Raw genomic sequence first — 25,136 nt, forward strand, 5'->3', positions numbered from 1 at the left:
TGTATTTACAGACCTTTTATATCTGAGGAGGATTCAGAAATATGGATTTCAAGCAACATATCGCAATTGTACCGGATTATCCAAAAGAAGGAATCGTATTTAAAGACATCACACCTTTAATGAACGATGGGAAAGCATACAAAGCAGCAACAGATGAAATCGTTGCTTATGCGGAAAAAAGAGACATCGACCTTGTAGTAGGGCCAGAAGCACGTGGCTTTATTATCGGTTGCCCAGTTTCTTACGCGCTAGAAGTAGGGTTTGCACCAGTTCGTAAATTAGGGAAATTACCTCGTGAAGTAATTACAGTTGACTACGGTAAAGAGTATGGAAAAGATGTTTTAACAATCCATAAAGATGCAATTAAACCAGGTCAACGCGTATTAATTACAGATGACCTATTAGCTACAGGTGGAACAATCGAAGCGACAATTAAGCTAGTTGAAGAGCTTGGCGGAATTGTAGCAGGGATTGCATTCTTAGTAGAACTTACTTACTTAGATGGCCGTAAAATGTTAGACGGTTATGATGTATTAGTGTTAGAAAAATACTAATTATTATATAGATAAAACTACGGCGATAGAAAAAAGTACCCGTGAATCTCTTGGAGAGGAGCGGGTACTTTTGTATAATTGTACAAAAAAGTATGGTGAAATATCAGTAAAATCTTTTCCTTTTCACAATTCACAATCATTAGGTTATAATGATAGAATAAAATTTATTCTAATGAGTAAGTGAAAAGTCAATTTTCAATAAAAGGTGATTCGATGGCAAATGAGCAAGTACTAACAGCTGAACAGGTACTCGAGAAGGCAAGTCAATATTTAGCGGACGATGATATTGAGCTGGTGGCACGTGCCTATGAATATGCACGTAATGCACATAGCGAACAGTATAGAAAGTCGGGCGAACCATATATTATTCACCCGATTCAAGTTGCAGGTATTTTAGTCGATTTACACATGGATCCATCTACAGTGTCGGCAGGTTTTTTGCATGATGTAGTAGAAGATACCGAGGTTACACTAGAAGATATTGAACGGGAATTTAATAAAGAAATTGCCATGCTTGTTGATGGTGTTACAAAGCTTGGGAAAATTAAATACAAATCTCATGAACAACAGCAAGCAGAGAACCATCGCAAAATGTTTATTGCGATGGCCCAAGATATTCGTGTTATTTTAATCAAATTAGCTGACCGTCTTCATAACATGCGTACGCTTAAGCATTTGCCTCAAGAAAAGCAGCGTCGCATCGCAAATGAAACGTTAGAAATTTTTGCACCTTTAGCCCATAGACTCGGAATTAATACAATTAAATGGGAGCTAGAGGATACATCGCTTCGCTATTTGAATCCGCAGCAATACTATCGCATTGTTAACTTAATGAAGCGGAAACGTGCAGAGCGTGAAGAATATTTAGATGAAGTCATGACGGGTATTCGTGACAAACTGAAAGAAGTAGCGATTCAACCTGATATTTCAGGTCGTCCAAAGCATATTTATAGTATTTATCGTAAAATGGCACTTCAAAATAAACAATTTAATGAAATTTATGATTTGCTAGCTGTGCGCGTTGTTGTAAATAGTATTAAAGATTGCTATGCAGTGTTAGGGATTATTCATACGTGCTGGAAACCGATGCCAGGTCGTTTTAAAGATTATATTGCAATGCCAAAAGCAAATCTATATCAATCGCTGCATACGACTGTAATCGGACCAAAAGGTGACCCACTTGAAGTGCAGATTCGTACGAAAGAAATGCACGAAATCGCAGAATTCGGGATTGCAGCGCACTGGGCTTATAAAGAAGGAAAAGCAGCAGAAACAACAGGCACATTAGAGAAGAAATTAACGTGGTTCCGTCAAATATTAGAATGGCAAAATGAAGCTTCTAATGCAGAAGAGTTTATGGAGTCATTAAAAATTGATTTATTTTCTGATATGGTATTCGTCTTTACACCAAAAGGAGACGTCATGGAATTACCACTAGGTTCTGTTCCAATTGATTTTGCTTACCGTGTCCATTCAGAAATAGGGAATAAAACAATTGGTGCAAAAGTAAACGGAAAAATGGTAACACTTGATTATAAATTAAAAACAGGTGATATCATTGAAATTTTAACATCTAAACATTCATATGGACCAAGTCAGGACTGGGTAAAACTTGCGCAAACATCTCATGCGAAAAATAAAATCCGCCAATTCTTCAAAAAGCAGCGCCGAGATGAGAACATCGAAAAAGGTCGCGAGCTTGTTGAAAAAGAAGTGCGTAGCTTAGAGTATGAAATGAAAGAAATATTAGCACCTGACAATTTAAAGCGAGTGGCTGAGAAATACAACTTTGCAAATGAAGAAGATATGTTTGCGGCAGTTGGGTATAACGGCATTACGGCTGCACAAATTGCAACGCGTCTAACGGACAAGTTCCGCAAACAGCGTGACGAAGAACAAGATATTGTGGAAGTAAAAGAAGTTCGTAAACCGATGAAAATCAGAAAATGGGATTCAGGTGTAAAAGTAAGTGGAGCTGACAATTTATTAATTCGCTTATCGAAATGCTGTAACCCAGTTCCAGGTGACGATATTGTCGGATACATTACGAAAGGACGAGGTGTCTCTATTCACCGTCGTGATTGCGTCAATGTGCATACAGAAGAAGCTAAGGAGCGTTTACTAGAAGTAGAGTGGGAAGGTAGTCCAGAAAAAGAGATTGAGTATAACGTTGATATTGAAATTTCTGGTTATGATCGCCGCGGCTTACTAAATGAAGTTCTGCAAGCTGTAACAGAGACGAAAACATATATTTCAGCTGTTTCAGGTAGAAGCGACCGCAATAAAATGGCAACGATCAATATGTCCATTTCTATTCGTAATTTACATCATTTGAAAAAGGTAGTAGAGCGTATTAAAAGAGTTCCAGAAATTTATGCAGTACGCCGCATGATGCATTAATAGGGAGTGTATAAAATATGAGAGTTGTCTTGCAACGATCAAAAGAAGCGTCTGTTACAGTAGATGATGAGATTGTAGGGCAAATTCCGTTCGGTTTAACATTGCTAGTTGGCATTACACATGAAGATACAGAAAAAGATGCAACATATATTGCCGAAAAAGTTGCGAATTTACGTATTTTTGAGGATAAGAATGGGAAGATGAACCATTCTGTCCTTGATATGGAGGGACAAGTTCTATCCATTTCACAATTTACATTGTACGGAGATTGCCGTAAAGGAAGACGCCCAAATTTTATGGATGCTGCGAAACCAGACTACGCAGAGCGTTTGTATGATTTCTTCAATGAAGAGCTTCGCAAACAAGGACTGCACGTAGAAACGGGCAGGTTCGGAGCAATGATGGACGTTTCTTTAATTAATGATGGTCCGGTGACCTTAATTTTAGAAAGTAAATAATGATGCTGAAAGAGAGGGTTTTGTAATCCTCTCTTTTTTATGTATAAGCTTTATAGTTCGTGTTATGTTTTTCTAATTTATAATAAAAGCCTGTTGATGAAATAAGCGTTAGTCATTTATGAGTATAACCGGACAGTCAATATGGAACAATAAAAGTAAAAACATCCATATTGATTGTGAGGGATACATGTATGCGTATGAACGAAAAAGGGCACTCTGTTACAAACGGTGCAAACCAATTATTTAACGTGAATTTTCATGAGTTTATTGCAAGAGAACAGAATAATACCTCTATGGAGCTTGCATCTGAATTTGGTATTTCATTGCAAGATGTAAAACGGTTAAAGAAGCAGATTGAACGCTCCTAGTGCACTTGACAATCGCCCTGAACAAACGTATAGTAATTTTATATTTACATATGAAGAGAACCGATGATAGAGAAGAGTAGATGAGATACACATGAAAAGAGAGGAAATGTCCTAGGCTGAAAACATTTCTACATGATGACTAATCGAATGACACTCTGTAGGTTTCAACTTGAACGGCACAAATGCTTAGTAGGGGTTGAACGCAAGTTTAAGCGTTATTAAAAAAGTGGAAGCATACGTGCTTCAATTAGGGTGGCACCACGGGTATAATACTCTCGTCCCTACTGGATAATCAGTAGAGGCGGGAGTTTTTTTATTTTTAATAAGATTAAAACAATTTGAGGAGGAACTGAATATGTCTATTCAAATCCCACGCGGAACGCAAGATATTCTTCCAGGAACAGTTGAGTTATGGCAGTATATCGAAGGGCAAGCACGTGAAATTTGCCGTCGTTACAACTATAAAGAGATTCGTACACCAATTTTTGAGCATACAGAATTATTTTTACGCGGTGTTGGTGATACAACAGATATCGTACAAAAAGAAATGTACTCATTCCAAGATCGTGGCGAACGTAGCTTAACATTACGTCCAGAAGGAACTGCACCTGTTGTACGTTCTTATGTTGAAAATAAAATGTATGGTGATGCAACACAGCCAACGAAATTATATTACATCGGTCAAATGTTCCGTTATGAAAGACCACAAGCGGGTCGCTATCGTCAATTCGTACAATTTGGTATCGAGGCAATCGGTAGTAATGATCCAGCAATTGATGCAGAAGTGATTGCACTTGCTGTAGAATTCTACAGCGGCATGGGATTAAAAAACATTAAAGTTGTCCTAAATAGCTTAGGTGATGCAGCGAGCCGTCAAGCGCACCGTGAGGCGTTAATCGCTCACTTTGAGCCTCGCATCGGCGAATTCTGTTCAGATTGCCAATCTCGTTTAGAGAAAAATCCACTTCGTATTTTAGACTGTAAAAAGGACCGTGATCATGAATTAATGAGCACAGCACCGTCTATTACAGAATACTTAAACGAAGAATCAACAACGTACTATGAAAAAGTGCAAGAGTTATTAACAATGATGGGTGTTCCATTTGAAAAAGATCCAAATCTAGTACGTGGTTTAGATTACTATCAGCACACTGTGTTTGAGATTATGAGTGAAGCAGACGGTTTCGGTGCAATCACGACATTAAGTGGCGGTGGTCGCTATAACGGTCTTGTACAAGAAATCGGTGGTCCAGAAATGCCTGGTATCGGTTTTGCGATGAGTATTGAACGTTTAATTATGGCGCTGAAAGCTGAAAATATTGAATTACCAATTGAACATAACATTGATTGCTACGTTGTAGCACTTGGAGATAAAGCGAAAGATCATGCTGCAAAAATTGCATTTGATCTTCGTAAAGCTGGATTATCAGTTGAAAAAGATTATTTAGATCGTAAAATGAAAGCGCAATTTAAATCAGCAGATCGTCTAAATGCGAAATATGTAGCTGTATTAGGAGAAGATGAGCTAGATAAAGGCATCATCAACTTAAAAGATATGGCAACAGGTGGACAAGAAGAAGTAGCTTTAGATGTATTTGCTTCATATGTAGCAGAAAAATTAATATAGGGGGAACGAACAATGGCTGAAAGAACACATGCATGTGGAAAAGTAACAGTAGAAGCAGTTGGACAAACCGTTCAATTAAAAGGTTGGGTACAAAAACGCCGTGACTTAGGCGGACTCATTTTCATCGACTTACGTGACCGTACAGGTATCGTACAAGTTGTATTTAATCCAGAAACGTCAAAAGAAGCACTAGAAGTAGCAGAAACAATTCGTAGCGAATACGTATTACACGTAGAAGGAACAGTTGTTGAACGTGGTCAAGGTGCGATTAATGAAAATATGGCAACTGGACGCATTGAAGTACAAGCAACGAAAGTAAATGTATTAAATGCAGCGAAAACGACGCCAATTATTATCGCAGATGATACAGATGCATCAGAAGATGTTCGTTTAAAATATCGTTATTTAGATTTACGTCGCCCTGTTATGTACAACACATTCAAAATGCGTCACGACGTGACAAAAACAATTCGTAACTTCTTAGATTCAGAAGAGTTTTTAGAAGTTGAAACACCAATCTTAACAAAGAGTACGCCAGAAGGAGCGCGTGACTATTTAGTACCAAGCCGTGTGCATGAAGGTGAATTTTATGCATTACCTCAATCTCCGCAGCTATTTAAACAGCTTCTTATGGTCGGCGGATTTGAACGTTATTACCAAGTAGCACGTTGTTTCCGTGATGAAGATTTACGTGCGGATCGTCAACCAGAATTCACACAAATTGACATCGAGGCATCATTCTTAACACAAGATGAAATTCTAGAAATGATGGAACGCATGATGACGAAAGTTATGAAAGATGCGAAAGGTATAGAAATTAACACACCATTCCCTCGTATGACATACGCTGATGCAATGGCTCGCTACGGTTCTGATAAACCAGATACACGCTTTGCAATGGAACTTACTGATTTATCTGAGTTTGCAGCAGATTGCGGCTTCAAAGTGTTCACAAGTGCTGTAGAAAGCGGGGGGCAAGTAAAAGCAATTAATGCAAAAGGTGCAGCAGGTAAATATTCTCGTAAAGACATTGATGCATTAACTGAATTCGTAAAAGTATATGGAGCAAAAGGTTTAGCTTGGTTAAAAGTTGAAGAGGATGGCTTAAAAGGACCAATTGCGAAATTCTTCGGTGAAGAAGATGCGAACGTACTAATGAGCACATTAGATGGGGCTGCTGGTGACTTATTATTATTCGTTGCTGATAAGAAGAGCGTTGTTGCAGATAGCTTAGGTGCACTTCGTTTACGCTTAGGTAAAGAACTTGAGTTAATTGACGAAAGCAAATTTAACTTCCTATGGGTAACAGATTGGCCGCTTCTTGAGTATGATGAAGATGCTGATCGCTACTTCGCAGCGCATCATCCATTCACAATGCCATTCCGTGAAGATGTTGAGTTATTAGAAACAGCACCAGAAAAAGCGCGTGCACAAGCATATGACCTTGTATTAAACGGTTATGAGCTTGGTGGTGGGTCACTTCGTATTTATGAGCGTGATGTACAAGAAAAAATGTTCAAAGCTCTTGGATTCTCTCAAGAAGAAGCGCAAGAACAATTCGGATTCTTATTAGAAGCGTTCGAATATGGTACACCACCACATGGCGGAATCGCATTAGGTTTAGACCGTCTTGTTATGTTACTTGCAGGTCGTACAAACCTTCGCGATACAATCGCATTCCCGAAAACAGCAAGTGCAAGCTGCTTATTAACGGATGCGCCAAGCCCAGTTGCAGAAGCGCAGCTTGAAGAGCTATACTTACAATTAAACGTAAAAGAAGAGAAGTAAGAGCGGAGCCTAGATGGTTATACTAAACCTATCTAGGCTTTTTTTAGACAGGAAGTTAAAAAAGTCCGGTTCAGATAGCGGTCGCATTTCTTCGTTGCGTCGCCAGTCCGGTGCTCGTGTAAGTAATCCTACACTCCGCTCCTCCTGGCGTCAGCGCCTCGAATTGCTCGGCTCTCTGGATCCTCCTTTTTAAAACGTGGATGGGAAGAGGAAGTTAAAAAAGTCCGGTTCAGATAGCTGGCACATTTTTTATATTCCCTAGATTTGTTTAGGACTGGAACAATTCAATTTCCTGTAATTTTTTTTGAATATGTATTTTTAGGAATTCTATAACTTTTTCTATACAAATAGTCGGAAAAACGCTAGAATACATCATGGTAGACCATTTTTGTAATAGGAGTGTAGAGCTGAATGTTACATCAATTTTCGCGTAATGAATTAGCCTTCGGAAAAGAAGGTCTTGAAATATTAAAAAATAGTACAGTTGGAATTTTAGGAATTGGCGGCGTAGGTTCCTTTGCAGCAGAAGCGTTAGCACGTTCTGGTGTAGGACGTCTTGTATTAGTTGATAAAGACGTTGTTGATATTACAAACGTTAACCGCCAAATCCATGCATTACTTTCTACTGTAGGTCGTTCAAAAGTAGAATTAATGAAAGAGCGTATTGCTGATATTAATCCAGACTGTGAAGTAATTGGATTAGAAATGTTCTATACAGATGAAACATACGAAGAGTTCTTTAAACATGGTTTAGATTTCGTAGTGGATGCATCTGATACAATTACGTTCAAAATTCATTTAATTAAACAATGCTTGCGATGCAAAATTAAAATCATCTCAAGTATGGGTGCAGCAAATAAAATGGACCCAACTCGTTTCCGTATTGCGGATATTTCAAAAACACATACAGATCCAATTGCGAAAGTAATTCGTACGAAGCTTCGTAAAGAAGGGATTAAAAAAGGTGTAAAAGTTGTATTCTCTGATGAAAACCCAATCGTGATTCGTGAAGAGGTTCGTAAAGAAATCGTTCCAGACGAAAACGCAAAAATTCGTAAAGCGAAATTACCACCTTCCTCAAACGCATTCGTACCATCTGTTGCCGGTTTAATTATGGCGAGTCATGTGGTGCGTGAACGTATAAAGAATGTAGAAGTAAAGCGTGTAGGACAAGAATAAGGGATAGAAAAAGTGTATACCTCTAATGAGGTATACACTTTTTTAGTAAAATCTCTCAATAGGTAATACAATTAACTCAAGTGCAACTAAATATCATAAAATAACTATCATATTGATTGTATATATCCATTTTGATTTTCTAACATAAGTCGCCGCTATGAAGAACAAAAGGTGATATATTGAAATGTACAATTCTTTTTGTAAAAATTAAATTTATTTTTATTTGAGCTAGCATCATTCGTTTTTTAAAGTGCAAAAGCGGCATGTTTTGGTAGAATTATAGAAAAGGATGGCTATGAGGATGAAAGAACTTGGCAGTATCAATATCTACTAGGCTTGTCTAAGTAGTCAAAAAATAAAAATGGAGACGAGAGCAGGTTTTTACTCTCGTCTCTATTTCAATTCTCAGCCGTATAAATAATATCTAAATTCCCGTTTTGATCCGTTTTAAAAATAGGTGCAATTTGATCTTGCTGTTCATCTACTAACACAAGCTTCCGGGCACGGTCCATAATTCTAACAAGCATCGCATAATCTTCTTCGATTGCTTGTTGTTTTTTCGTTAAAGATGCTAGTTTGACTTCTAGTTCATCGTTTGTTTTTTGTAAGGAGGCAAGCTTTGTATGCAAGTCTTCATTTTCAATTTGTATCTTTTCTAAGTGAAGATTATTATGCCCTAGGTTTTGCAAGAATGAGATTACATCTTGCATTGTAAGAGAATGTTTATTAGAAACGATTGCTTCGGAAAATTCAGCATCAATTACGACTTTTTGTTTTGGTTTTAGCTTTAATAGTTGCTCTTTTTCTACATTTGCTTCCGAACGCTTTAACTCTTTTCTTTGCTTCTTAGCGAGCTGTACAGCATCCTCATAATTTTGTCTGACTTCAGCATTCCAGCGAAAACCACAAGCAGCTGAAGTACGGTTTAATTTGTCTCCAACTTCATCGAACGCTTTCAGCTGAGTACTTCCACTGCGAATATGTCGTAAAACGGTTTCTGCTAAAAGGAGATCGTCTTCTCTTGTCCATGCATCTTGGCGCGTTTTCATAAGCGAAACCTCCATTATCATGTCGTTTTCGCTTAGATTACCCTTTTGGTTAGCTTTTATGCGGATTTTGCAATCTTTCATATACGCCTGAAAGTGCTTGTTCGAATTTTCCCGTTGTTTTCGGCTTATAATATTGCTTGTTTTTTATTTTATCTGGTAAGTATTGCTGCTGTACCCATCCATTTGGATAATCATGTGGATATAAGTATCCAATACCTCTACCTAATGATTCAGCACCTTTATAGTGACTATCTTTTAAATGACTTGGGATATCGCCAGTTTGTCCGTTTCGCAAGTCGTGAAGTGCTGCATCAAGTGCCTTGTATGCTGAATTTGATTTTGGAGAAAGACAAAGTTCGATAACTGCATTGGCAAGCGGAATGCGAGCTTCTGGAAAACCAACACGTTCTGCCGACTCAATCGCAGCAAGTGTACGGGGACCTGCTTGCGGGCTAGCCAGTCCAATGTCTTCATATGCCATAATAAGAAGACGTCTCCCGATACTTTGTAAGTCACCAGCTTCAATAAGGCGCGCTAAATAATGAAGTGCAGCATTCACATCGCTTCCGCGAACTGATTTTTGAAAGGCAGATAGGACATCATAATGAGCATCTCCGCCTTTGTCGTGAACAAAACTCTTTTTCTGCAAACATTCTTCAGCAATTTCTAATGTGATTTCGGTTGATTGATCGTCTGTTGTAAAGCTAGATAAAACAGCAAGTTCAAGTGCGTTATAAGCCGAGCGCATATCTCCGCCAGAGGCATTTGCAAAGTGACGCATTGCTTCATCTGTAATAGTTACATGATATTCACCTAAACCTTTTTCTTTATCTTCAAGCGCTCGTTTTAAGCCGATTAAAATATCATTTTCTGTTAGTGCGTGCAGTTCAAAGATTTGACATCGGCTACGAATGGCAGAGTTAATCGCATGGAATGGATTACTTGTTGTTGCGCCAATTAAGGTCAGAAGCCCGCTTTCTAAGTGAGGTAATAAGAAGTCTTGTTTTGCTTTATCTAAGCGGTGAACTTCATCTAAAATTAAAACAAGGTGGCGGTGCATCTTTGCTTCTTGCACGACAACTTCCATGTCTTTTTTATTATGAGTAACAGCATTTAATAGGCGAAAGGGCGTCCCTGTACTGCCGGCAATTGCACTAGCAATCGATGTTTTTCCAGTTCCGGGTGGCCCGTATAAAATCATCGATTGGAAATGGTTTGCCTGAACCATTCGCCATAAAATTTTCCCTTCACCAACTAAATGCTCTTGACCAATTATTTCTTTAATATTTGTCGGACGCATTCGGTGTGCGAGTGGTTGTTTCATTATGACCGTCTCCCTTAATATGTAATCTCATTCTATGGTATCATCTTTTTTATGGAAAATTGAAATATGCTACTGTATTTATAAGTAATTCCGCTTAATTTTTTCATTCTTCCCTTTATTGTAATAATTGCCGAGTTTTTCAATGTGATTTTATGTTATTATTTTGATACATAAGTTGAAATTTCTTATAATACTATATTATGCTATAATTTCATAGGATTTTGATTTTAAAATTGTGTTCTTCTTACGAATAAAGATTTAATTAATAGAAGTGAAATTTTGAAAAGAGGTGCGAAATAGATGAAAATTTCAACGAAAGGCCGTTACGGCTTAACAATTATGATTGATCTTGCGAAGAAGTTTGGTGAGGGTCCAATTTCTTTAAAATCAATTGCGCAAGCGCATGACCTATCTGAACATTACTTAGAACAATTAATCTCTCCACTTCGTAACGCTCGTCTTGTAAAAAGTACGCGTGGTGCATATGGTGGTTATGTATTATCTGACCAACCAGCTAATATTACGGCTGGCGATGTAATTCGTGTTTTAGAAGGCCCAATTAGCGTTGTTGAAATGATAGAAGAGGAAGAACCAGCGCAGCGCCAGTTGTGGATGCGTGTTCGTGATGCAGTACAAGAAGTATTAGATAGTACAACTCTAGAAGATTTAGTACGTTATGAGGAAGAGAATCATGGGGGTTATATGTTTTACATTTAATTCCTTGTGAAACGATTTGGAAAGAAGGAGATCTGATGGAACGCATTTACTTAGATCATGCTGCGACATCTCCGGCTCACCCAGAAGTAGTCGAAAAGATGATTCCATATATGACAGAAATATTTGGTAATCCGTCTAGTATTCATTTCTATGGACGCCAAACGCGCCATGCGGTAGATGAAGCAAGACGCGTTTGTGCACGTAGCATTCATGCAAATCCAAATGAAATTATTTTTACAGGCGGTGGTACGGAGGCTGATAATTTAGCACTTTTAGGTGTGGCACGTGCAAACCGCAATAAAGGAAATCATATTATTACGACGCAGATTGAACATCACGCTATTTTGCATACATGTGAAGCGTTAGAGCGAGAAGGCTTTGAGGTGACGTATTTACCGGTTGATGAAACAGGTCGTGTTCAAGTTTCTGATGTAAAAGAGGCGTTAACAGATGAAACGATTCTCGTATCTGTTATGTTTGGAAATAATGAAGTTGGAACGGTTCAACCGATTGCAGAAATTGGAGAACTGTTAAAAGAACATCACGCTTATTTTCACACGGATGCTGTACAAGCCTACGGTTTAACAGCAATTGATGTGAAAGAGTTAGGCATTGATTTATTATCAATCTCAGCTCATAAAATTAATGGTCCAAAAGGTGTAGGTTTTTTATATGCTAGCGCGCAAGTGAAGTTTGAACCGTTATTAACGGGCGGGGAGCAAGAGCGAAAACGTCGTGCAGGTACTGAGAATGTACCTAGCATCGTTGGGCTAGAGCAAGCTGTTAAGTTGGCAGAATCAACGCGTGAGCAAAAAATTGCCCAATATGAAGGATTTAAAGATATAATGGTATCTGTCTTTCAAAAAGAAGACATTACTTTCGAGGTAAACGGAAACTTAGACTATCGCTTACCACATGTGTTTAATGTAAGTTTCACAGGAATGGATATTGAGCCGTTTCTTGTAAACTTAGACTTAGCAGGTATTGCAGTATCAAGTGGTTCTGCATGTACAGCTGGTTCTATTGATCCATCGCATGTGTTAGTGGCGATGTTTGGAAAAGATTCCGATCAAATACGTTCATCCGTACGTTTTAGCTTTGGTCTTGGTAATACGAAAGAACAAGTGGAAAAAGCAGCGTACGAAACAGTGAAAATCGTGAAGCGGTTAACACAAAAATAGCATGGGAGGTGACATGATGAACAAACTACCTCACGAAACGCGCGTTGTCATTGGGATGTCTGGTGGTGTCGATTCATCTGTAGCAGCTCTTTTATTAAAAGAGCAAGGTTATGATGTAATCGGGATTTTTATGAAAAACTGGGATGATACAGACGAGAATGGTGTCTGTACAGCAACGGAAGATTACAATGATGTAATCGAAGTGTGCAATCAAATCGGTATCCCCTATTATGCAGTAAACTTTGAAAAACAATATTGGGATAAAGTATTTACGTACTTTTTAGATGAGTACCGAGCTGGTCGTACGCCAAACCCAGATGTAATGTGTAACAAAGAAATTAAATTTAAAGCCTTTTTAGAGCATGCGATTGCGCTTGGTGCCGATTATGTAGCGACAGGTCATTATGCACGTGTTGCTTATATCGATGGCGAATATAAAATGCTACGCGGCGTTGATGATAATAAGGATCAAACATACTTCTTAAATCAATTAAGCCAAGAGCAATTATCAAAAACGATGTTCCCACTTGGTGAGTTAAAGAAACCGCAAATTCGTGAAATGGCAAAAGAAGCTGGTTTAGCAACAGCGACGAAAAAAGATAGCACAGGTATCTGCTTTATTGGTGAGCGTAACTTTAAAGATTTCTTAAGTAACTACTTACCAGCTCAGCCAGGTGTAATGCAAACATTATCTGGCGAAGTGAAAGGGAAACATGACGGTTTGATGTACTATACAATTGGACAACGTCATGGTCTTGGTATTGGTGGTAATGGTGATCCTTGGTTCGCTGTTGGGAAAAACTTGAAAGAAAATATTTTATATGTTGATCAAGGATTCCACAATGAGCTTTTATATGGTGATGAAGTCATTGCTACGAATATAGGTTGGGTAAGCAACAGAGCGAAAGAAAAGGAATTTAAGTGCACAGCGAAATTCCGTTATCGTCAAGAGGATAACAAGGTAACGGTTCAAATCGTTGATGATAATACAGTTCGTATTCTTTGCGATGAACCAATTCGTGCGATTACGCCAGGACAAGCAGTTGTTTTCTATGATGGAGATGAATGCTTAGGCGGTGCTACAATTGATGAAGTATACCGTAGTGGTAAGAAACTAGACTATTTAGGATGAAAAAAGAGAAGCCTCTGCCGATTAGCGGTTAGAGGTTTCTTTTTCATAACAGCGAATTTTTGTTCGCTTGGAAAATAGATTATTTGTTATAATTTGTTGTAGAGGTGAAGAACATGTCAAATAAGCTTGAAGCAGGCATTCAATATATGCAAGAAGGAAACTGGGAAGAAGCAGCTAAAAATTTTACAGAGGCAATTGAAGAAAATCCGAAAGATGCACTTGGATACATTAACTTTGCGAATTTATTAGATGTGCTAGGAGATAGCGAACGTGCGATTTTATTTTATAAACGCGCATTAGAATTAGATGAAAAATCAGCTACTGCCTATTATGGGATTGGAAGCATATATTATGGACAAGAGCAATTTACAGAAGCAAAAGCTGCATTTGAGCAAGCGATGCAAGCTGGATTACAATCAGCTGATGTGACATTTATGCTAGGGATTACGTATGTACAGCTTGGAAATGATCGTCTTGCACTGCCATTTTTACAAAGAGCAACTGAATTAGATAGGGCGGATGTAGAAGCGGTATTCCAATGCGGATTATGCTTTGCACGACTAGAACATATTCAGGAAGCGAAACCTTATTTTGAAAAGGTTTTACAAATGGATGCAGAACATGCAGATGCGTACTATAATTTAGGTGTTGCGTACGTGTTTGAGGAAAATAATGAGAAAGCACTTGCTTTATTTAAGAAGGCGACTGAAATTCAACCAGATCACTTTTTAGCAGGGAATGGCATTCGTTTATTAGAGCAAGAAGCCGAATAGAAATCGTACCTTAACGCGCAGTTACCCCTCATCTAATGATAAGTAGAGAGGTGGGGGCTTTACTGCTCGTTAGATTGAGAGAAATCGGAAAGGAGAGGAAACATGGGAAATCAACATGCAATGGATTTGTTTGAGGAAGAGCAAAAATTTATAAAAGCACAAGTTCTTCATACCATTTTCCACAACGAAGAAAACCTCTATTCCGTTGTCAGTATGAAAATCATTGAAACAAATGAAACATACGACGAAAAAAAAGTGATGATCAACGGTCACTTTCCCCGTATGCATGAAGATGAAGTATTTACATTGACGGGTCACTTTAAAGACCACCCAAAGTACGGAAAGCAATACTTAGTTGAAACATTTAAAAAAGAATTACCTCAAACAAAAACAGGTATGGTGCAATATTTAGCGAGTGATTTATTTAAAGGAATTGGGAAGCGAACAGCAGAAAAGATTGTTGATCATCTCGGAGAACATGCGATTTCTAAAATTATGGACGACCCTGCTGCATTAGAAGGTGTTGTAAACAAGCAGAAAGCGCAAGAAATTTATGACACAATTATTGAACACCAAGGGCTTGAAAAGGTCATGAGCTTTTTAAATGGTTATGGTTTTGGGACGAAGCTCTCGATTAAGATTTATCAGCAGTATAAAGAAATGACGCTTGAAGTGATTCGAAATAATCCATATCAGTTGATTGAAGAAGTCGATGGCATCGGTTTTGGAAGAGCTGACGATATAGGACGAGCGCTAGGGATATCTGGTAACCATAATGATCGTGTGAGAGCAGGATGTTTCTATACGTTAGAAAATGTTTCGCTCCAAGAAGGTCATGTGTTTATGGAAAAAGGTCAACTAGTTCGAGAAACCGTATCGCTTTTAAATAATCAAGAGGGTAATGTGACGGAAGAAGATATTTTGCAATGCGTTGAAATGATGCAAGGTGAAGGGAAAATCATTATAGAAGAAGACCGCATTTATTTAGCTTCGTTATTCTATTCCGAAAAAGGCGTTGTCAAATCAATCCGCCGTCTCATGAACCAAGAAGAGACGCCTTCATTTCCTGAAGCGGAAGTATTATTAACGTTAGGGAAAATTGAAGAGCAGCTAAAAGTACAGTATGCGCCGCTTCAACAAGAGGCAATTCAAACTGCGCTTCATAAGCCGATGATGTTATTAACCGGCGGACCTGGTACAGGGAAGACGACCGTTATTAAAGGAATTGTCGAAATGTATGCTTCCTTGCATGGTTTATCATTAAGCCCGAAAGATTACAGTGATGATAATCCGTTTCCGATTCTGTTAACAGCTCCGACAGGCCGCGCTGCGAAGCGGATGAGTGAGTCAACAGGGCTTCCTGCTTGTACGATTCATCGTTTACTTGGTTGGACGCCAGAAGGATCTTTCCAGCGTAATGAAACGGACCCTGTACAAGGAAAGTTACTTATTATTGATGAGTTTTCAATGGTTGATATTTGGCTCGCAAATCAATTGTTTAAATCATTACCAACAAGCATTCAAGTAATTGTTGTAGGTGATGAAGATCAATTACCTTCTGTAGGGCCTGGACAAGTTTTGAAAGATTTATTAGATGCTGGTGCAATTCCGACAGTGAAGTTAACAGAGATTTACCGTCAAGCAGAAGGGTCATCCGTTATTCGGCTTGCCCATGCGATAAAAAATGGTACGCTGCCACCAGACTTAGCACAAAATAAAAAAGATCGTTCGTTTATTGGTTGCTCAGGTGCTCAAATTGTTGAGGTTGTAAAACAAGTATGTGAAAACGCGAAGACGAAAGGGTTTAATGCAAGAGATGTCCAAGTGTTAGCGCCTATGTATCGCGGTCCGGCAGGTATTAATGTGCTAAATGAAGCACTCCAAGAAGTATTTAATCCGAAGAAAGAAAAGAGTAGAGAAATTGCCTACGGTGATGTTGTGTATCGAACGGGTGATAAAGTATTGCAGCTCGTAAATCAACCAGAAAGCCAAGTGTTTAATGGTGACATTGGAGAAATTGTTTCTGTATTTTATGCAAAGGAAAATGTGGAGAAACAAGATATGGTTGTTGTTTCGTTCGATGGGATTGAAGTAACGTATATAAAGCCAGATTTAAATCAAATTACACATGCGTATTGTTGTTCAATTCATAAGTCACAAGGAAGTGAATTTCCAATTGTAATTATGCCGATTGTAAAGAGCTATTACCGCATGTTACGCCGTAATTTAATTTATACAGGTATTACGAGAAGTAAAAAGTTTCTAATTATTTGCGGAGAAGAATCAGCCTTTCAATCTGGTGTGAATCGTCTTGATGATTCACTGCGGCAAACAACGTTAGCTGGTCGCTTGCAGGAATCAAAAGGGGAAGTGCAAATGGTTACGATTGATGGCCAGGAGATGGATGTGGAAAACATTTCACCGTATGATTTTATGTAGCAAGGTGAAATTATATAGTGAAACTTTCAATATAGAGAACGTTATTTTGAAAGTGTAAGGCAGTTCTAGTATGTATAAATGAGTGCAGTTTGGACATAATGGCGAATAGAATCTGGGAGACTGTAAGGAGATGAAAGCCATATGTTCAGTTGTCCAAATTGCAAAGGGAAAGACATTGGAAAAATAGGTGTCAACCAATTTTATTGCTGGAATTGTTATATTGAATTATCGGTTTCAAAGGGGAAAATCCATACGCATCAAGTAGAAGAAGATGGATCGCTTAGTTCTCTTGATGATTTATTTGATGAGAATGAACGAACCATCGGATAGTCAAAAAGGGGGATTTACTTTGAACGTACGCAATTCATTAATCGCATTAGGTATTGGAGCTGCGGTATATCAATATGCACGTAAACAAGATGTGTTTTCCAAACGTAATATGAAAAGAGCACGCAAAATGATTAAGTCTTATTTATAATCATTTCTATAAAGTGAAAAACTCCCTTAATTCTCAGGGAGTTTTTTCATGTGCTCGTATAGAAATAAAAAAGTCCAATTTCAGAAAAAAGATAAGAAAGTCCGTAACATCCAATACCAAGAACTCCGTAATACCACAGCTGTTTCGCACGTTCTTTTCGTGTTGAACGCGTGAAGAGTCCCTTCCAAATACCAAAGCCAATACAGATCCATTCTAGTATCATGAAAAGTGTTGAAAGAATTAACATAAGCCAAACCATTTTATTCCTCCTCACATATTTGCGAGCTGACCTAAGTGCTTGTCCGTATGATGTTAAATATATGTAAGTTTTTTTAAAACAGTATGGTCTGTATGGAAATATTTTAGTCCAGTAATTTTTTAAAAGTTTTACACATAACCTTCTCTATTTCTTTTCAAAATAAGGATGGAGGAGGTTTTTCGCTTGAAGAATCTTAAAATTATTTGGATCTATCGATTAGGGTTATTGTTATTAGTGTTTTTATGTTTGCTCGTCTTTTTAAAAATTAAACCACTATGGGCGCCAATCATATTCGTGTTTAAAGTAGCAATTACACCATTTTTAATTGCTTGTTTCATCGCGTATTTACTGCATCCTTTAATTGAAAAATTATATAAAGAGGGAATGCCACGTACACTTGCGATTTTGCTTATTTATATTCTCTTTTTTGGTGGTCTCGGTTATGGAATTTATAAAGGGACACCGGTTGTGATTGCGCAGCTACAAGAAATCAATAAGCAATTCCCGCAGTTTATGAAAATGTATGATTCTTGGATGGACGGTGTGACAGAACAGACAGACAATTTCCCATCGTTTATTCATGAGAAAGTAACGCAAGTTTTTATTGGAATTGAAATGAAGATACAAGCGTTATTAAATAAAGTGATGAGTACAGCACATGGTGTATTGGATTCATTGCTTATCATCTTTTTAATTCCATTCATTGTATTCTACATATTAAAAGATTATGGAGAATTTTATCATGTTTTTTGGAAGATGGTTCCGAGTAAATGGCGTAGTACAGGACAAGTGTTAGCGAAGGAGATCGATAAGTCACTTGGAAGTTATATTCGAGGGCAATTATTTGTGTGTTTAGTTTTAGGAGGCGTGTCTGCTCTTTCGTTTTGGTTTATTGGTATGAAGTATCCACTATTACTAGGTATCATTGTTGGAGTTACTGATATAATCCCGTACTTTGGTCCTATTTTAGGAGCGATTCCGACATTAATGATTGCCGCAACGATATCCACAAATCTTTTTATTAAAGCAGGTATCGCACTTGCCATTTTACAATTTGTTGAAAGTAACATTTTATCTCCGTATATTGTTGGGAAATCGTTACGTATGCATCCTGTTATTATTATGCTTGCTCTTCTAATTGGGGGAGAAATAGGTGGAATTGTAGGTCTTTTAATATCGGTTCCTATTTTAGCGGTGATTCGAACCGTTATTGTTCATATAAAGCCACTCTGGAAACATTGACAAATGGAAACGGATTCGCTACAATTTTGGCATATAGCATATGATTTTAAATTGATGACGGAACGAGTATGTCACAGTCCATTTTTAGAGAGAAACTTCCATTGGCTGAAAGAAGTTTTAAATGAAGGGTGACAGAACGCTAATCCTGAGAGCAGCTAATCCCTGCCGTCTTGCCACGTTACGGCACCATGAGGTGATGAATCGAGAATGTATAAATCGGTTCATAATTAGGGTGGTATCGCGAGTTAACTCTCGTCCCTTTTATAGGGACGGGAGTTTTTTGTTTTTATGAAATTTCTTAAGGGAGGAAATATAGATGAAACAGTTAACAGGAGCACAAATTCGTCAAATGTTTTTAGACTTTTTCGAGGAAAAAGGGCATGCAATTGAACCAAGTGCATCATTAGTTCCACATGAGGATCCATCTCTTTTATGGATTAACAGTGGTGTAGCGACATTAAAGAAATACTTTGATGGCCGTGTAATTCCGCAAAATCCACGTATTACAAATGCACAAAAATCAATTCGTACAAACGATATTGAAAACGTTGGGAAAACAGCTCGTCACCATACATTCTTTGAAATGTTAGGAAACTTCTCAATTGGTGACTACTTTAAAGAAGAAGCAATTACATGGGCTTGGGAATTTTTAACGAGCGACAAATGGATTGGATTCGATAAAGAGTTACTATCTGTAACAATCCATCCAGAAGATGAAGAAGCATTTATAATTTGGAATGAGAAAATGGGTGTTCCGAAAGAGCGCATCATTCGTTTAGAAGAAAACTTCTGGGATATTGGTGAAGGACCAAGTGGACCGAACACAGAGATTTTCTATGACCGCGGTGAAGCTTACGGTAACGATTTTAGCGATCCTGAGTTGTATCCAGGTGGAGAAAACGAACGTTACTTAGAAGTATGGAACCTTGTATTCTCTCAATTTAACCATAATCCGGATGGCTCATATACGCCACTTCCAAAGAAAAACATCGATACAGGGATGGGTCTAGAGCGTATGACATCTATCGTTCAAGATGTACCTACAAACTTTGATACAGACCTATTTATGCCAATGATTGGTGCAACAGAATCAATTTCTGGTGAGAAGTATCGCGGTGGCGATGTAGAAAAAGATATGGCGTTTAAAGTAATTGCTGACCATATTCGTACAGTAACATTCGCTGTAGGCGATGGAGCTCTTCCTTCTAACGAAGGCCGTGGTTATGTATTACGTCGTTTATTACGCCGTGCTGTACGTTATGCGAAGAAATTAAACATTAACCGTCCATTCATGTTTGAATTAGTACCGGTTGTTGGCGAAGTAATGAAAGACTTCTATCCAGAAGTTCTTGAAAAGAAAGACTTTATTGCAAAAGTTGTGAAGAATGAAGAAGAGCGTTTCCATGAAACACTTCATGATGGCGAAGCAATTTTAGCTGAAGTAATTGCAAAAGCGAAAGAAGAAAAAACAACTGTTATTTCTGGCGTAGATGCGTTCCGTCTATACGACACGTACGGTTTCCCAATTGAATTAACAGAAGAATATGCAGAAGAAGCTGGTATGACAGTTGATCAAGCAGGCTTTGAAAATGAAATGGAAAAACAACGTGAGCGTGCACGTGCTGCTCGTCAAGACGTTGATTCTATGCAAGTTCAAGGCGGTGTACTTGGTGAAGTTAAAGTAGCGAGCGAATTCGTTGGTTACGGTACAGTTGCAACAGAAAGTAACGTTGTTGCACTTGTGAAAAATGGTGAGTACACAGATAGCCTACAAGCAGGTGAAGAAGGACAATTAATGCTTGATGTAACGCCATTCTACGCTGAGAGTGGTGGGCAAATTGCAGACCGTGGTTATCTTCTTGCTGACGGCGTAAAAGTTCTTGTAAAAGACGTACAAAAAGCACCAAATGGTCAAAACTTACACAAAATAGTGGTGGAAGAAGGAACGTTAACAAAAGAAGCAGCTGTAAAAGCTATTATTGATACGAAGAACCGTAGCAGTGTTGTGAAAAACCATACAGCAACGCATATTTTACACCAAGCATTAAAAGATGTACTTGGAACACATGTTAACCAAGCCGGTTCTCTTGTAACATCAGAACGCCTACGCTTTGACTTCTCTCACTTCGGTCAAGTACAAGCTGACGAATTAGAAAAAATTGAGCGTATTGTAAACGAAAAAATTTGGGAAAGTATTGATGTTGCGATTTCTCAAAAAGCAATCGAAGAAGCAAAAGAAATGGGCGCAATGGCATTATTCGGTGAAAAATACGGCGATGTTGTACGTGTTGTACAAGTAGGCGATTACAGCTTAGAGCTTTGCGGTGGTTGTCACGTTGATAACACAGCTTCTATCGGTATTTTCAAAATCGTTGCTGAGTCTGGTATCGGTGCAGGAACACGTCGTATTGAGGCGGTAACTGGTAAATCTGCATACGAATTAATGAACGATCAAGTAGGTTTATTAAAAGAAGCAGCAGGAAAAATGAAAACAAATCCGAAAGATATTTTAACAAGAGTTGATGGTTTATTTGCTGAAGTAAAACAACTTCAAAAAGAAAACGAATCTCTTGCTGCGAAATTAAGCAATATCGAAGCTGGAAACCTAACTGATTCAGTAATGACAGTTGATGGCGTGAACGTATTAGCGGCGAAAGTAAATGTTGCAGATATGAACAACTTACGTACAATGATGGATGACCTTAAAAATAAATTAGAGTCTGCAGTTGTTGTATTAGTGTCTGTAAATGACGATAAAGTAAATATTTTAGCGGGTGTAACGAAAGATTTAATTAGTCAAGGTTACCATGCAGGTAAACTTGTGAAAGAAGTAGCTTCTCGTTGTGGCGGTGGCGGTGGCGGCCGTCCTGACATGGCTCAAGCAGGCGGTAAAAATCCAGCACAAGTAGAGGAAGCTTTAGCATTTGTACAAGAGTACGTTAAATCTGTTTCAAAATAAAGAGATAGTAGTGTACAATGGTAGGGAGAGGAGAAGTTCTTCTCCCTATACTTACTACTTACAAGTGAGGTGCTTGAAATGGACGGTTTTGATAAAACAATGAAGTTTAGCATTCAAGATGAAAAACAGAGTGTCCATGTAAATGATGTACTTTTAACTGTGTATGATGCACTTCAAGAAAAAGGTTATAATCCGATTAACCAAATCGTCGGTTATTTATTAAGTGGAGACCCAGCATACATACCTCGCCATAAAGATGCACGAAGCATCATTCGCAAGCTTGAACGTGATGAATTAATTGAAGAGCTTGTGAAGTCTTACTTGAAACATCATCGTGAGGAGTAGTTTATGCGGATATTAGGTTTAGATGTTGGTACCAAAACAGTCGGTGTTGCAATGAGCGATGAAATGGGCTGGACAGCACAAGGACTGGAAACAATCAGGATTAACGAAGAACGAGGCCAATTTGGTTTTGATCGTATTTCTGAGTTAGTAAAACAGTACAATGTGGACAAGATAGTAGTAGGTTTACCAAAGAATATGAATGGTACAATTGGCCCACGTGGTGAAGCTTGCCAGCAATTTGCAGAAAACCTACGGAATCTGTTACAATTAGAAGTTGTAATGTGGGACGAGCGTTTGTCGACGATGGCAGCGGAACGTCTGCTCATTTCAGCTGATGTGAGCCGTAAGAAGCGAAAACAGGTAATCGATAAGATGGCTGCAGTCGTGATCTTACAAGGATTTTTAGATAGTAAATAAGAGGTGACCAAAATGGAAGAAAATCAAATTACAATTGTAGACGAAAAAGGAAACGAACATTTATGTGAAATTATTTTCACTTTTGATGCTGAAAAATTCGGTAAAAAATCATACGTAGTCTTCTCTCCGATCGGTGAAGTAGACGAAGATGGAGACCAAATCTTCGATGCAATGGCATACGAGCAAAATGAAGAAGAGGGTGGAACATTACTTTCAATCGAATCTGAAGAAGAGTGGGAAATGGTACAAGAAATGTTTAACACTCTTGCTGAAGAAGAAGAGGGCGAAGCGTAATTCAGGTGAAGAAGATGGGCTGTACATGCAGTCCATCTTTTTTTGTATTCTCGTGCAAAATGACAGATTTTTTGTCGAAACTACATAATTGTTTATAGTATAATGAGACGGATTGTATAAAATAAAAAAACTATCTGCAAATGAATGAGTTTTGCTTTGGGTTTGTAGGGCATTGTATAGAGGATGTACATATGGTCTACAATGGAATAAGGAGGAAGAATTTTGATAGAGAATCAAGTGAAGAAGAAGCATAGGCGCACACTTTTAATAGTGGTTATTACACTACTTGTGGTCTGCGTGTCAGTCTATGCGTATATTTCATCTGCGTTAAAACCAGTTGATAGCGGGAATAAAAAAGAAATTGAAGTAGAGATTCCAAAAGGTTCATCTACAAGTAAAATCGGAGAGATTTTAGAAGAAAAAGGCGCTATTAAAAACGGTACAGTATTTAGCTTCTATGCAAAAGCTAAATCTAAAAATTTGCAGGCAGGTACATATTTGTTAAATTCATCAATGAATGTAGATGATGTAATGGAACAAATGTCATCGGGTAATGTCCATCGTCCAGTTGCTTATAAATTGACGATTAAAGAAGGTGCACAAGTTGTTGAAATTGCAGATATAATTGCGAAGGAACTGAAATGGAATAAAGATGATGTTGTGCGCCAATTAAACGATAAGGCTTTTATCCAAAAAATGCAGCAAAAATATCCGATATTATTAACAAATAAAATTTTTGATGCCAATATTAAATATCCGTTAGAAGGCTACTTATACCCAGCGACATATTCTTTCTATAAAAAAGATACAACATTGGAAGAAATTGTGACGTCGATGCTTGAAAAAACGAATGCATTAATTGTTCAAAATGAGGCGAAAATGAAAGAAAAGCAGCTGGACGTTCACCAGCTTTTAACATTATCTTCTTTAATTGAGGAAGAGGCGACAGGGGTTACAGATCGTCAAAAGATCTCTAGCGTCTTTTATAATCGTTTAGCAAAAGGGATGCCGTTACAAACAGATCCGACAGTATTATATGCGCTTGGAAAGCATAAAGAACGTGTATTATATGAGGATTTAAAAGTAAATTCACCGTATAATACGTATGTTGTAAAAGGATTACCTGTTGGACCAATTGCGAATTCTGGCAAGCATTCAGTACAAGCAGCGTTAGAACCTGCGCAAACAGATTATTATTACTTCTTAGCAGCACCAAGTGGTGAAGTGTATTATGCAAAAACGTTAGAAGAACATAATGCATTAAAACAAAAATATATTACACAAAAGAAATGAAAATAGGAGGGAGAGCGAAAAGGGTCGCATATCCCTCTTTTTTGTGGTAAAATATATCGGGTTAAAAACTGGCAGAAGAATCGTTTTTAATATCAAAACGGGACGTACAAGCTAAGGGTGAAGCTGGCTTGTATTTTTATTGCATTCTATGTGTGAAAAGATAGAAACTGACACGTCATAGAGGCACTTCTCCATGTAAATAAGGAGGACTATTTATGGAGGATGCAGTTAACGAGTACCTATTATCATTTATTGATCCAAAAGATAAGCTTATTCTTGAAATGGAACAGTACGCAAGTGAACATCATGTGCCAATTATGGATCGTCTTGGAATGGAGTTTATGTTGCAATTTTTACGTTTAATTGGACCGACAAGCATATTAGAGCTCGGAACAGCAATTGGTTACTCCAGTATTCGTATGATGCAAGCTATCCCCAATTCTCGCATTGTGACAGTAGAACGAAATAGCGATCGATATGAAAAAGCACTTGAATATATAGAGTGTTCTTCTGTAAAAGAGCGTATTTCCGTTATTTATGGTGATGCATTAGAAACAGGTGAACAAGTGAAAGAACATGGAACATTTGATGTTATTTTTATTGATGCCGCAAAAGGACAATATCGTCGCTTTTTTGACTTATATGAACCGTTATTAAATCCGGGGGGTGTCATTATTTCAGATAATGTTATGTACCATGGACTTGTAACGACAAAAGAAAAAATTGAAAATAGACGTACGCGTGGTTTGATTCGTCGTATTAAGACGTACAATGAATGGCTAATGAACCATGAAGGATATGATACAACTATTTTTCCGATTGGTGATGGAGTAGCCGTGAGTAAAAAGAGAGGGTGACAA

24 protein-coding genes and 2 other annotated features are annotated in these 25,136 nt (G+C 38.0%); of the genes, 21 read left to right on the forward strand and 3 right to left on the reverse strand.

Going from position 1 to position 25,136, the window contains the following annotated elements; genetic code table 11:
* Positions 1-41 precede the first annotated feature (41 nt).
* The 7 genes from MHH45_RS21765 to MHH45_RS21795 all read left to right on the forward strand — a co-directional run bounded on the left by MHH45_RS21765 (position 42) and on the right by MHH45_RS21795 (position 8,374).
* Positions 42-554, forward strand: a complete 513-nt coding sequence (locus MHH45_RS21765) for an adenine phosphoribosyltransferase (protein ID WP_016116446.1) — start codon at positions 42-44, stop codon at positions 552-554.
* Positions 555-767: 213 nt separating this feature from the next.
* On the forward strand, positions 768-2,954 hold the full coding sequence (gene relA, locus MHH45_RS21770; protein WP_016116445.1) for a GTP diphosphokinase: 2,187 nt from the start codon (positions 768-770) through the stop codon (positions 2,952-2,954).
* A 17-nt stretch (positions 2,955-2,971) separates the two neighbouring features.
* A complete protein-coding gene (gene dtd, locus MHH45_RS21775; RefSeq protein WP_088094357.1) occupies positions 2,972-3,412 on the forward strand; it encodes a D-aminoacyl-tRNA deacylase in 441 nt (146 codons plus the stop codon).
* A 191-nt stretch (positions 3,413-3,603) separates the two neighbouring features.
* The gene (locus MHH45_RS21780) at positions 3,604-3,780 is read left to right on the forward strand and encodes a hypothetical protein (protein WP_003200475.1); all 177 of its coding nucleotides are present in this window, start codon (positions 3,604-3,606) and stop codon (positions 3,778-3,780) included.
* Between the two features lie 54 nt (positions 3,781-3,834).
* Positions 3,835-4,066 (forward strand) — a binding site (T-box leader).
* A 69-nt stretch (positions 4,067-4,135) separates the two neighbouring features.
* Positions 4,136-5,407 (forward strand): histidine--tRNA ligase, encoded by a 1,272-nt coding sequence (gene hisS / locus MHH45_RS21785; protein WP_088094356.1) that lies wholly within the window; start codon positions 4,136-4,138, stop codon positions 5,405-5,407.
* A 12-nt stretch (positions 5,408-5,419) separates the two neighbouring features.
* Positions 5,420-7,195: an aspartate--tRNA ligase gene (aspS, locus tag MHH45_RS21790; RefSeq protein WP_088094355.1), complete on the forward strand. Its 1,776-nt coding sequence runs from the start codon at positions 5,420-5,422 to the stop codon at positions 7,193-7,195.
* Positions 7,196-7,606: 411 nt separating this feature from the next.
* Positions 7,607-8,374, forward strand: a complete 768-nt coding sequence (locus MHH45_RS21795; RefSeq protein WP_088094353.1) for a tRNA threonylcarbamoyladenosine dehydratase — start codon at positions 7,607-7,609, stop codon at positions 8,372-8,374.
* A 398-nt stretch (positions 8,375-8,772) separates the two neighbouring features.
* Here the strand turns inward: MHH45_RS21795 and MHH45_RS21800 are convergent, their stop codons facing one another.
* Together MHH45_RS21800 and MHH45_RS21805 are read right to left on the reverse strand one after the other, a co-directional pair.
* The gene (locus tag MHH45_RS21800) at positions 8,773-9,423 is read right to left on the reverse strand and encodes an RsfA family transcriptional regulator (RefSeq protein WP_088094352.1); all 651 of its coding nucleotides are present in this window, start codon (positions 9,421-9,423) and stop codon (positions 8,773-8,775) included.
* A gap of 49 nt (positions 9,424-9,472) precedes the next feature.
* Positions 9,473-10,747 carry a replication-associated recombination protein A gene (locus MHH45_RS21805; protein WP_088094351.1) on the reverse strand — a complete coding sequence of 425 codons (1,275 nt, stop codon included), beginning with the start codon at positions 10,745-10,747 and terminating at the stop codon, positions 9,473-9,475.
* Between the two features lie 300 nt (positions 10,748-11,047).
* Here MHH45_RS21805 and cymR point away from each other — a divergent pair, with 300 nt between their 5' ends.
* The 7 genes from cymR (at position 11,048) to MHH45_RS21840 (ending at position 17,467) form a co-directional block, all read left to right on the forward strand.
* Positions 11,048-11,464 (forward strand): cysteine metabolism transcriptional regulator CymR, encoded by a 417-nt coding sequence (gene cymR, locus MHH45_RS21810; protein ID WP_000704116.1) that lies wholly within the window; start codon positions 11,048-11,050, stop codon positions 11,462-11,464.
* Between the two features lie 35 nt (positions 11,465-11,499).
* Positions 11,500-12,645 carry a cysteine desulfurase family protein gene (locus tag MHH45_RS21815; protein WP_088094350.1) on the forward strand — a complete coding sequence of 382 codons (1,146 nt, stop codon included), beginning with the start codon at positions 11,500-11,502 and terminating at the stop codon, positions 12,643-12,645.
* Positions 12,646-12,661: 16 nt separating this feature from the next.
* The gene (gene mnmA / locus MHH45_RS21820; RefSeq protein WP_016116437.1) at positions 12,662-13,777 is read left to right on the forward strand and encodes a tRNA 2-thiouridine(34) synthase MnmA; all 1,116 of its coding nucleotides are present in this window, start codon (positions 12,662-12,664) and stop codon (positions 13,775-13,777) included.
* Positions 13,778-13,890: 113 nt separating this feature from the next.
* Entirely contained in the window at positions 13,891-14,550 is a 660-nt protein-coding gene (locus MHH45_RS21825) for a tetratricopeptide repeat protein (RefSeq protein WP_016116436.1), read from the forward strand.
* Positions 14,551-14,652: 102 nt separating this feature from the next.
* On the forward strand, positions 14,653-16,989 hold the full coding sequence (gene recD2, locus MHH45_RS21830) for an SF1B family DNA helicase RecD2 (protein WP_016116435.1): 2,337 nt from the start codon (positions 14,653-14,655) through the stop codon (positions 16,987-16,989).
* Positions 16,990-17,130: 141 nt separating this feature from the next.
* On the forward strand, positions 17,131-17,319 hold the full coding sequence (locus MHH45_RS21835) for a hypothetical protein (RefSeq protein ID WP_000490499.1): 189 nt from the start codon (positions 17,131-17,133) through the stop codon (positions 17,317-17,319).
* 19 nt (positions 17,320-17,338) lie between these two features.
* The gene (locus tag MHH45_RS21840) at positions 17,339-17,467 is read left to right on the forward strand and encodes a YrzQ family protein (RefSeq protein ID WP_088094349.1); all 129 of its coding nucleotides are present in this window, start codon (positions 17,339-17,341) and stop codon (positions 17,465-17,467) included.
* A 46-nt stretch (positions 17,468-17,513) separates the two neighbouring features.
* On the opposite strand, the gene MHH45_RS21845 is transcribed toward MHH45_RS21840, so the two are convergent.
* Positions 17,514-17,726, reverse strand: coding sequence for a hypothetical protein (locus tag MHH45_RS21845; RefSeq protein ID WP_016116433.1), 213 nt, complete (start codon positions 17,724-17,726; stop codon positions 17,514-17,516).
* Positions 17,727-17,891: 165 nt separating this feature from the next.
* Here MHH45_RS21845 and MHH45_RS21850 point away from each other — a divergent pair, with 165 nt between their 5' ends.
* From MHH45_RS21850 to MHH45_RS21880, 7 genes are all read left to right on the forward strand, one after another.
* Entirely contained in the window at positions 17,892-18,968 is a 1,077-nt protein-coding gene (locus MHH45_RS21850; protein WP_170927957.1) for an AI-2E family transporter, read from the forward strand.
* Between the two features lie 45 nt (positions 18,969-19,013).
* Positions 19,014-19,231 (forward strand) — a binding site (T-box leader).
* Positions 19,232-19,284: 53 nt separating this feature from the next.
* A complete protein-coding gene (gene alaS / locus MHH45_RS21855; protein ID WP_016132063.1) occupies positions 19,285-21,927 on the forward strand; it encodes an alanine--tRNA ligase in 2,643 nt (880 codons plus the stop codon).
* Positions 21,928-22,005: 78 nt separating this feature from the next.
* The gene (locus tag MHH45_RS21860; protein WP_000348590.1) at positions 22,006-22,272 is read left to right on the forward strand and encodes an IreB family regulatory phosphoprotein; all 267 of its coding nucleotides are present in this window, start codon (positions 22,006-22,008) and stop codon (positions 22,270-22,272) included.
* Between the two features lie 3 nt (positions 22,273-22,275).
* Entirely contained in the window at positions 22,276-22,689 is a 414-nt protein-coding gene (gene ruvX / locus MHH45_RS21865; protein ID WP_016116430.1) for a Holliday junction resolvase RuvX, read from the forward strand.
* Between the two features lie 12 nt (positions 22,690-22,701).
* Positions 22,702-22,983, forward strand: coding sequence for a DUF1292 domain-containing protein (locus MHH45_RS21870; RefSeq protein ID WP_016116429.1), 282 nt, complete (start codon positions 22,702-22,704; stop codon positions 22,981-22,983).
* 222 nt (positions 22,984-23,205) lie between these two features.
* Positions 23,206-24,276 (forward strand): endolytic transglycosylase MltG, encoded by a 1,071-nt coding sequence (gene mltG, locus MHH45_RS21875; protein ID WP_016116428.1) that lies wholly within the window; start codon positions 23,206-23,208, stop codon positions 24,274-24,276.
* A 215-nt stretch (positions 24,277-24,491) separates the two neighbouring features.
* Positions 24,492-25,133, forward strand: a complete 642-nt coding sequence (locus MHH45_RS21880) for an O-methyltransferase (protein WP_016116427.1) — start codon at positions 24,492-24,494, stop codon at positions 25,131-25,133.
* Positions 25,134-25,136 lie beyond the last annotated feature (3 nt).

The sequence above is a fragment of the Bacillus sp. FSL K6-0042 genome (genome assembly GCF_038006685.1).
GTDB lineage: Bacteria > Bacillota > Bacilli > Bacillales > Bacillaceae_G > Bacillus_A > Bacillus_A pseudomycoides.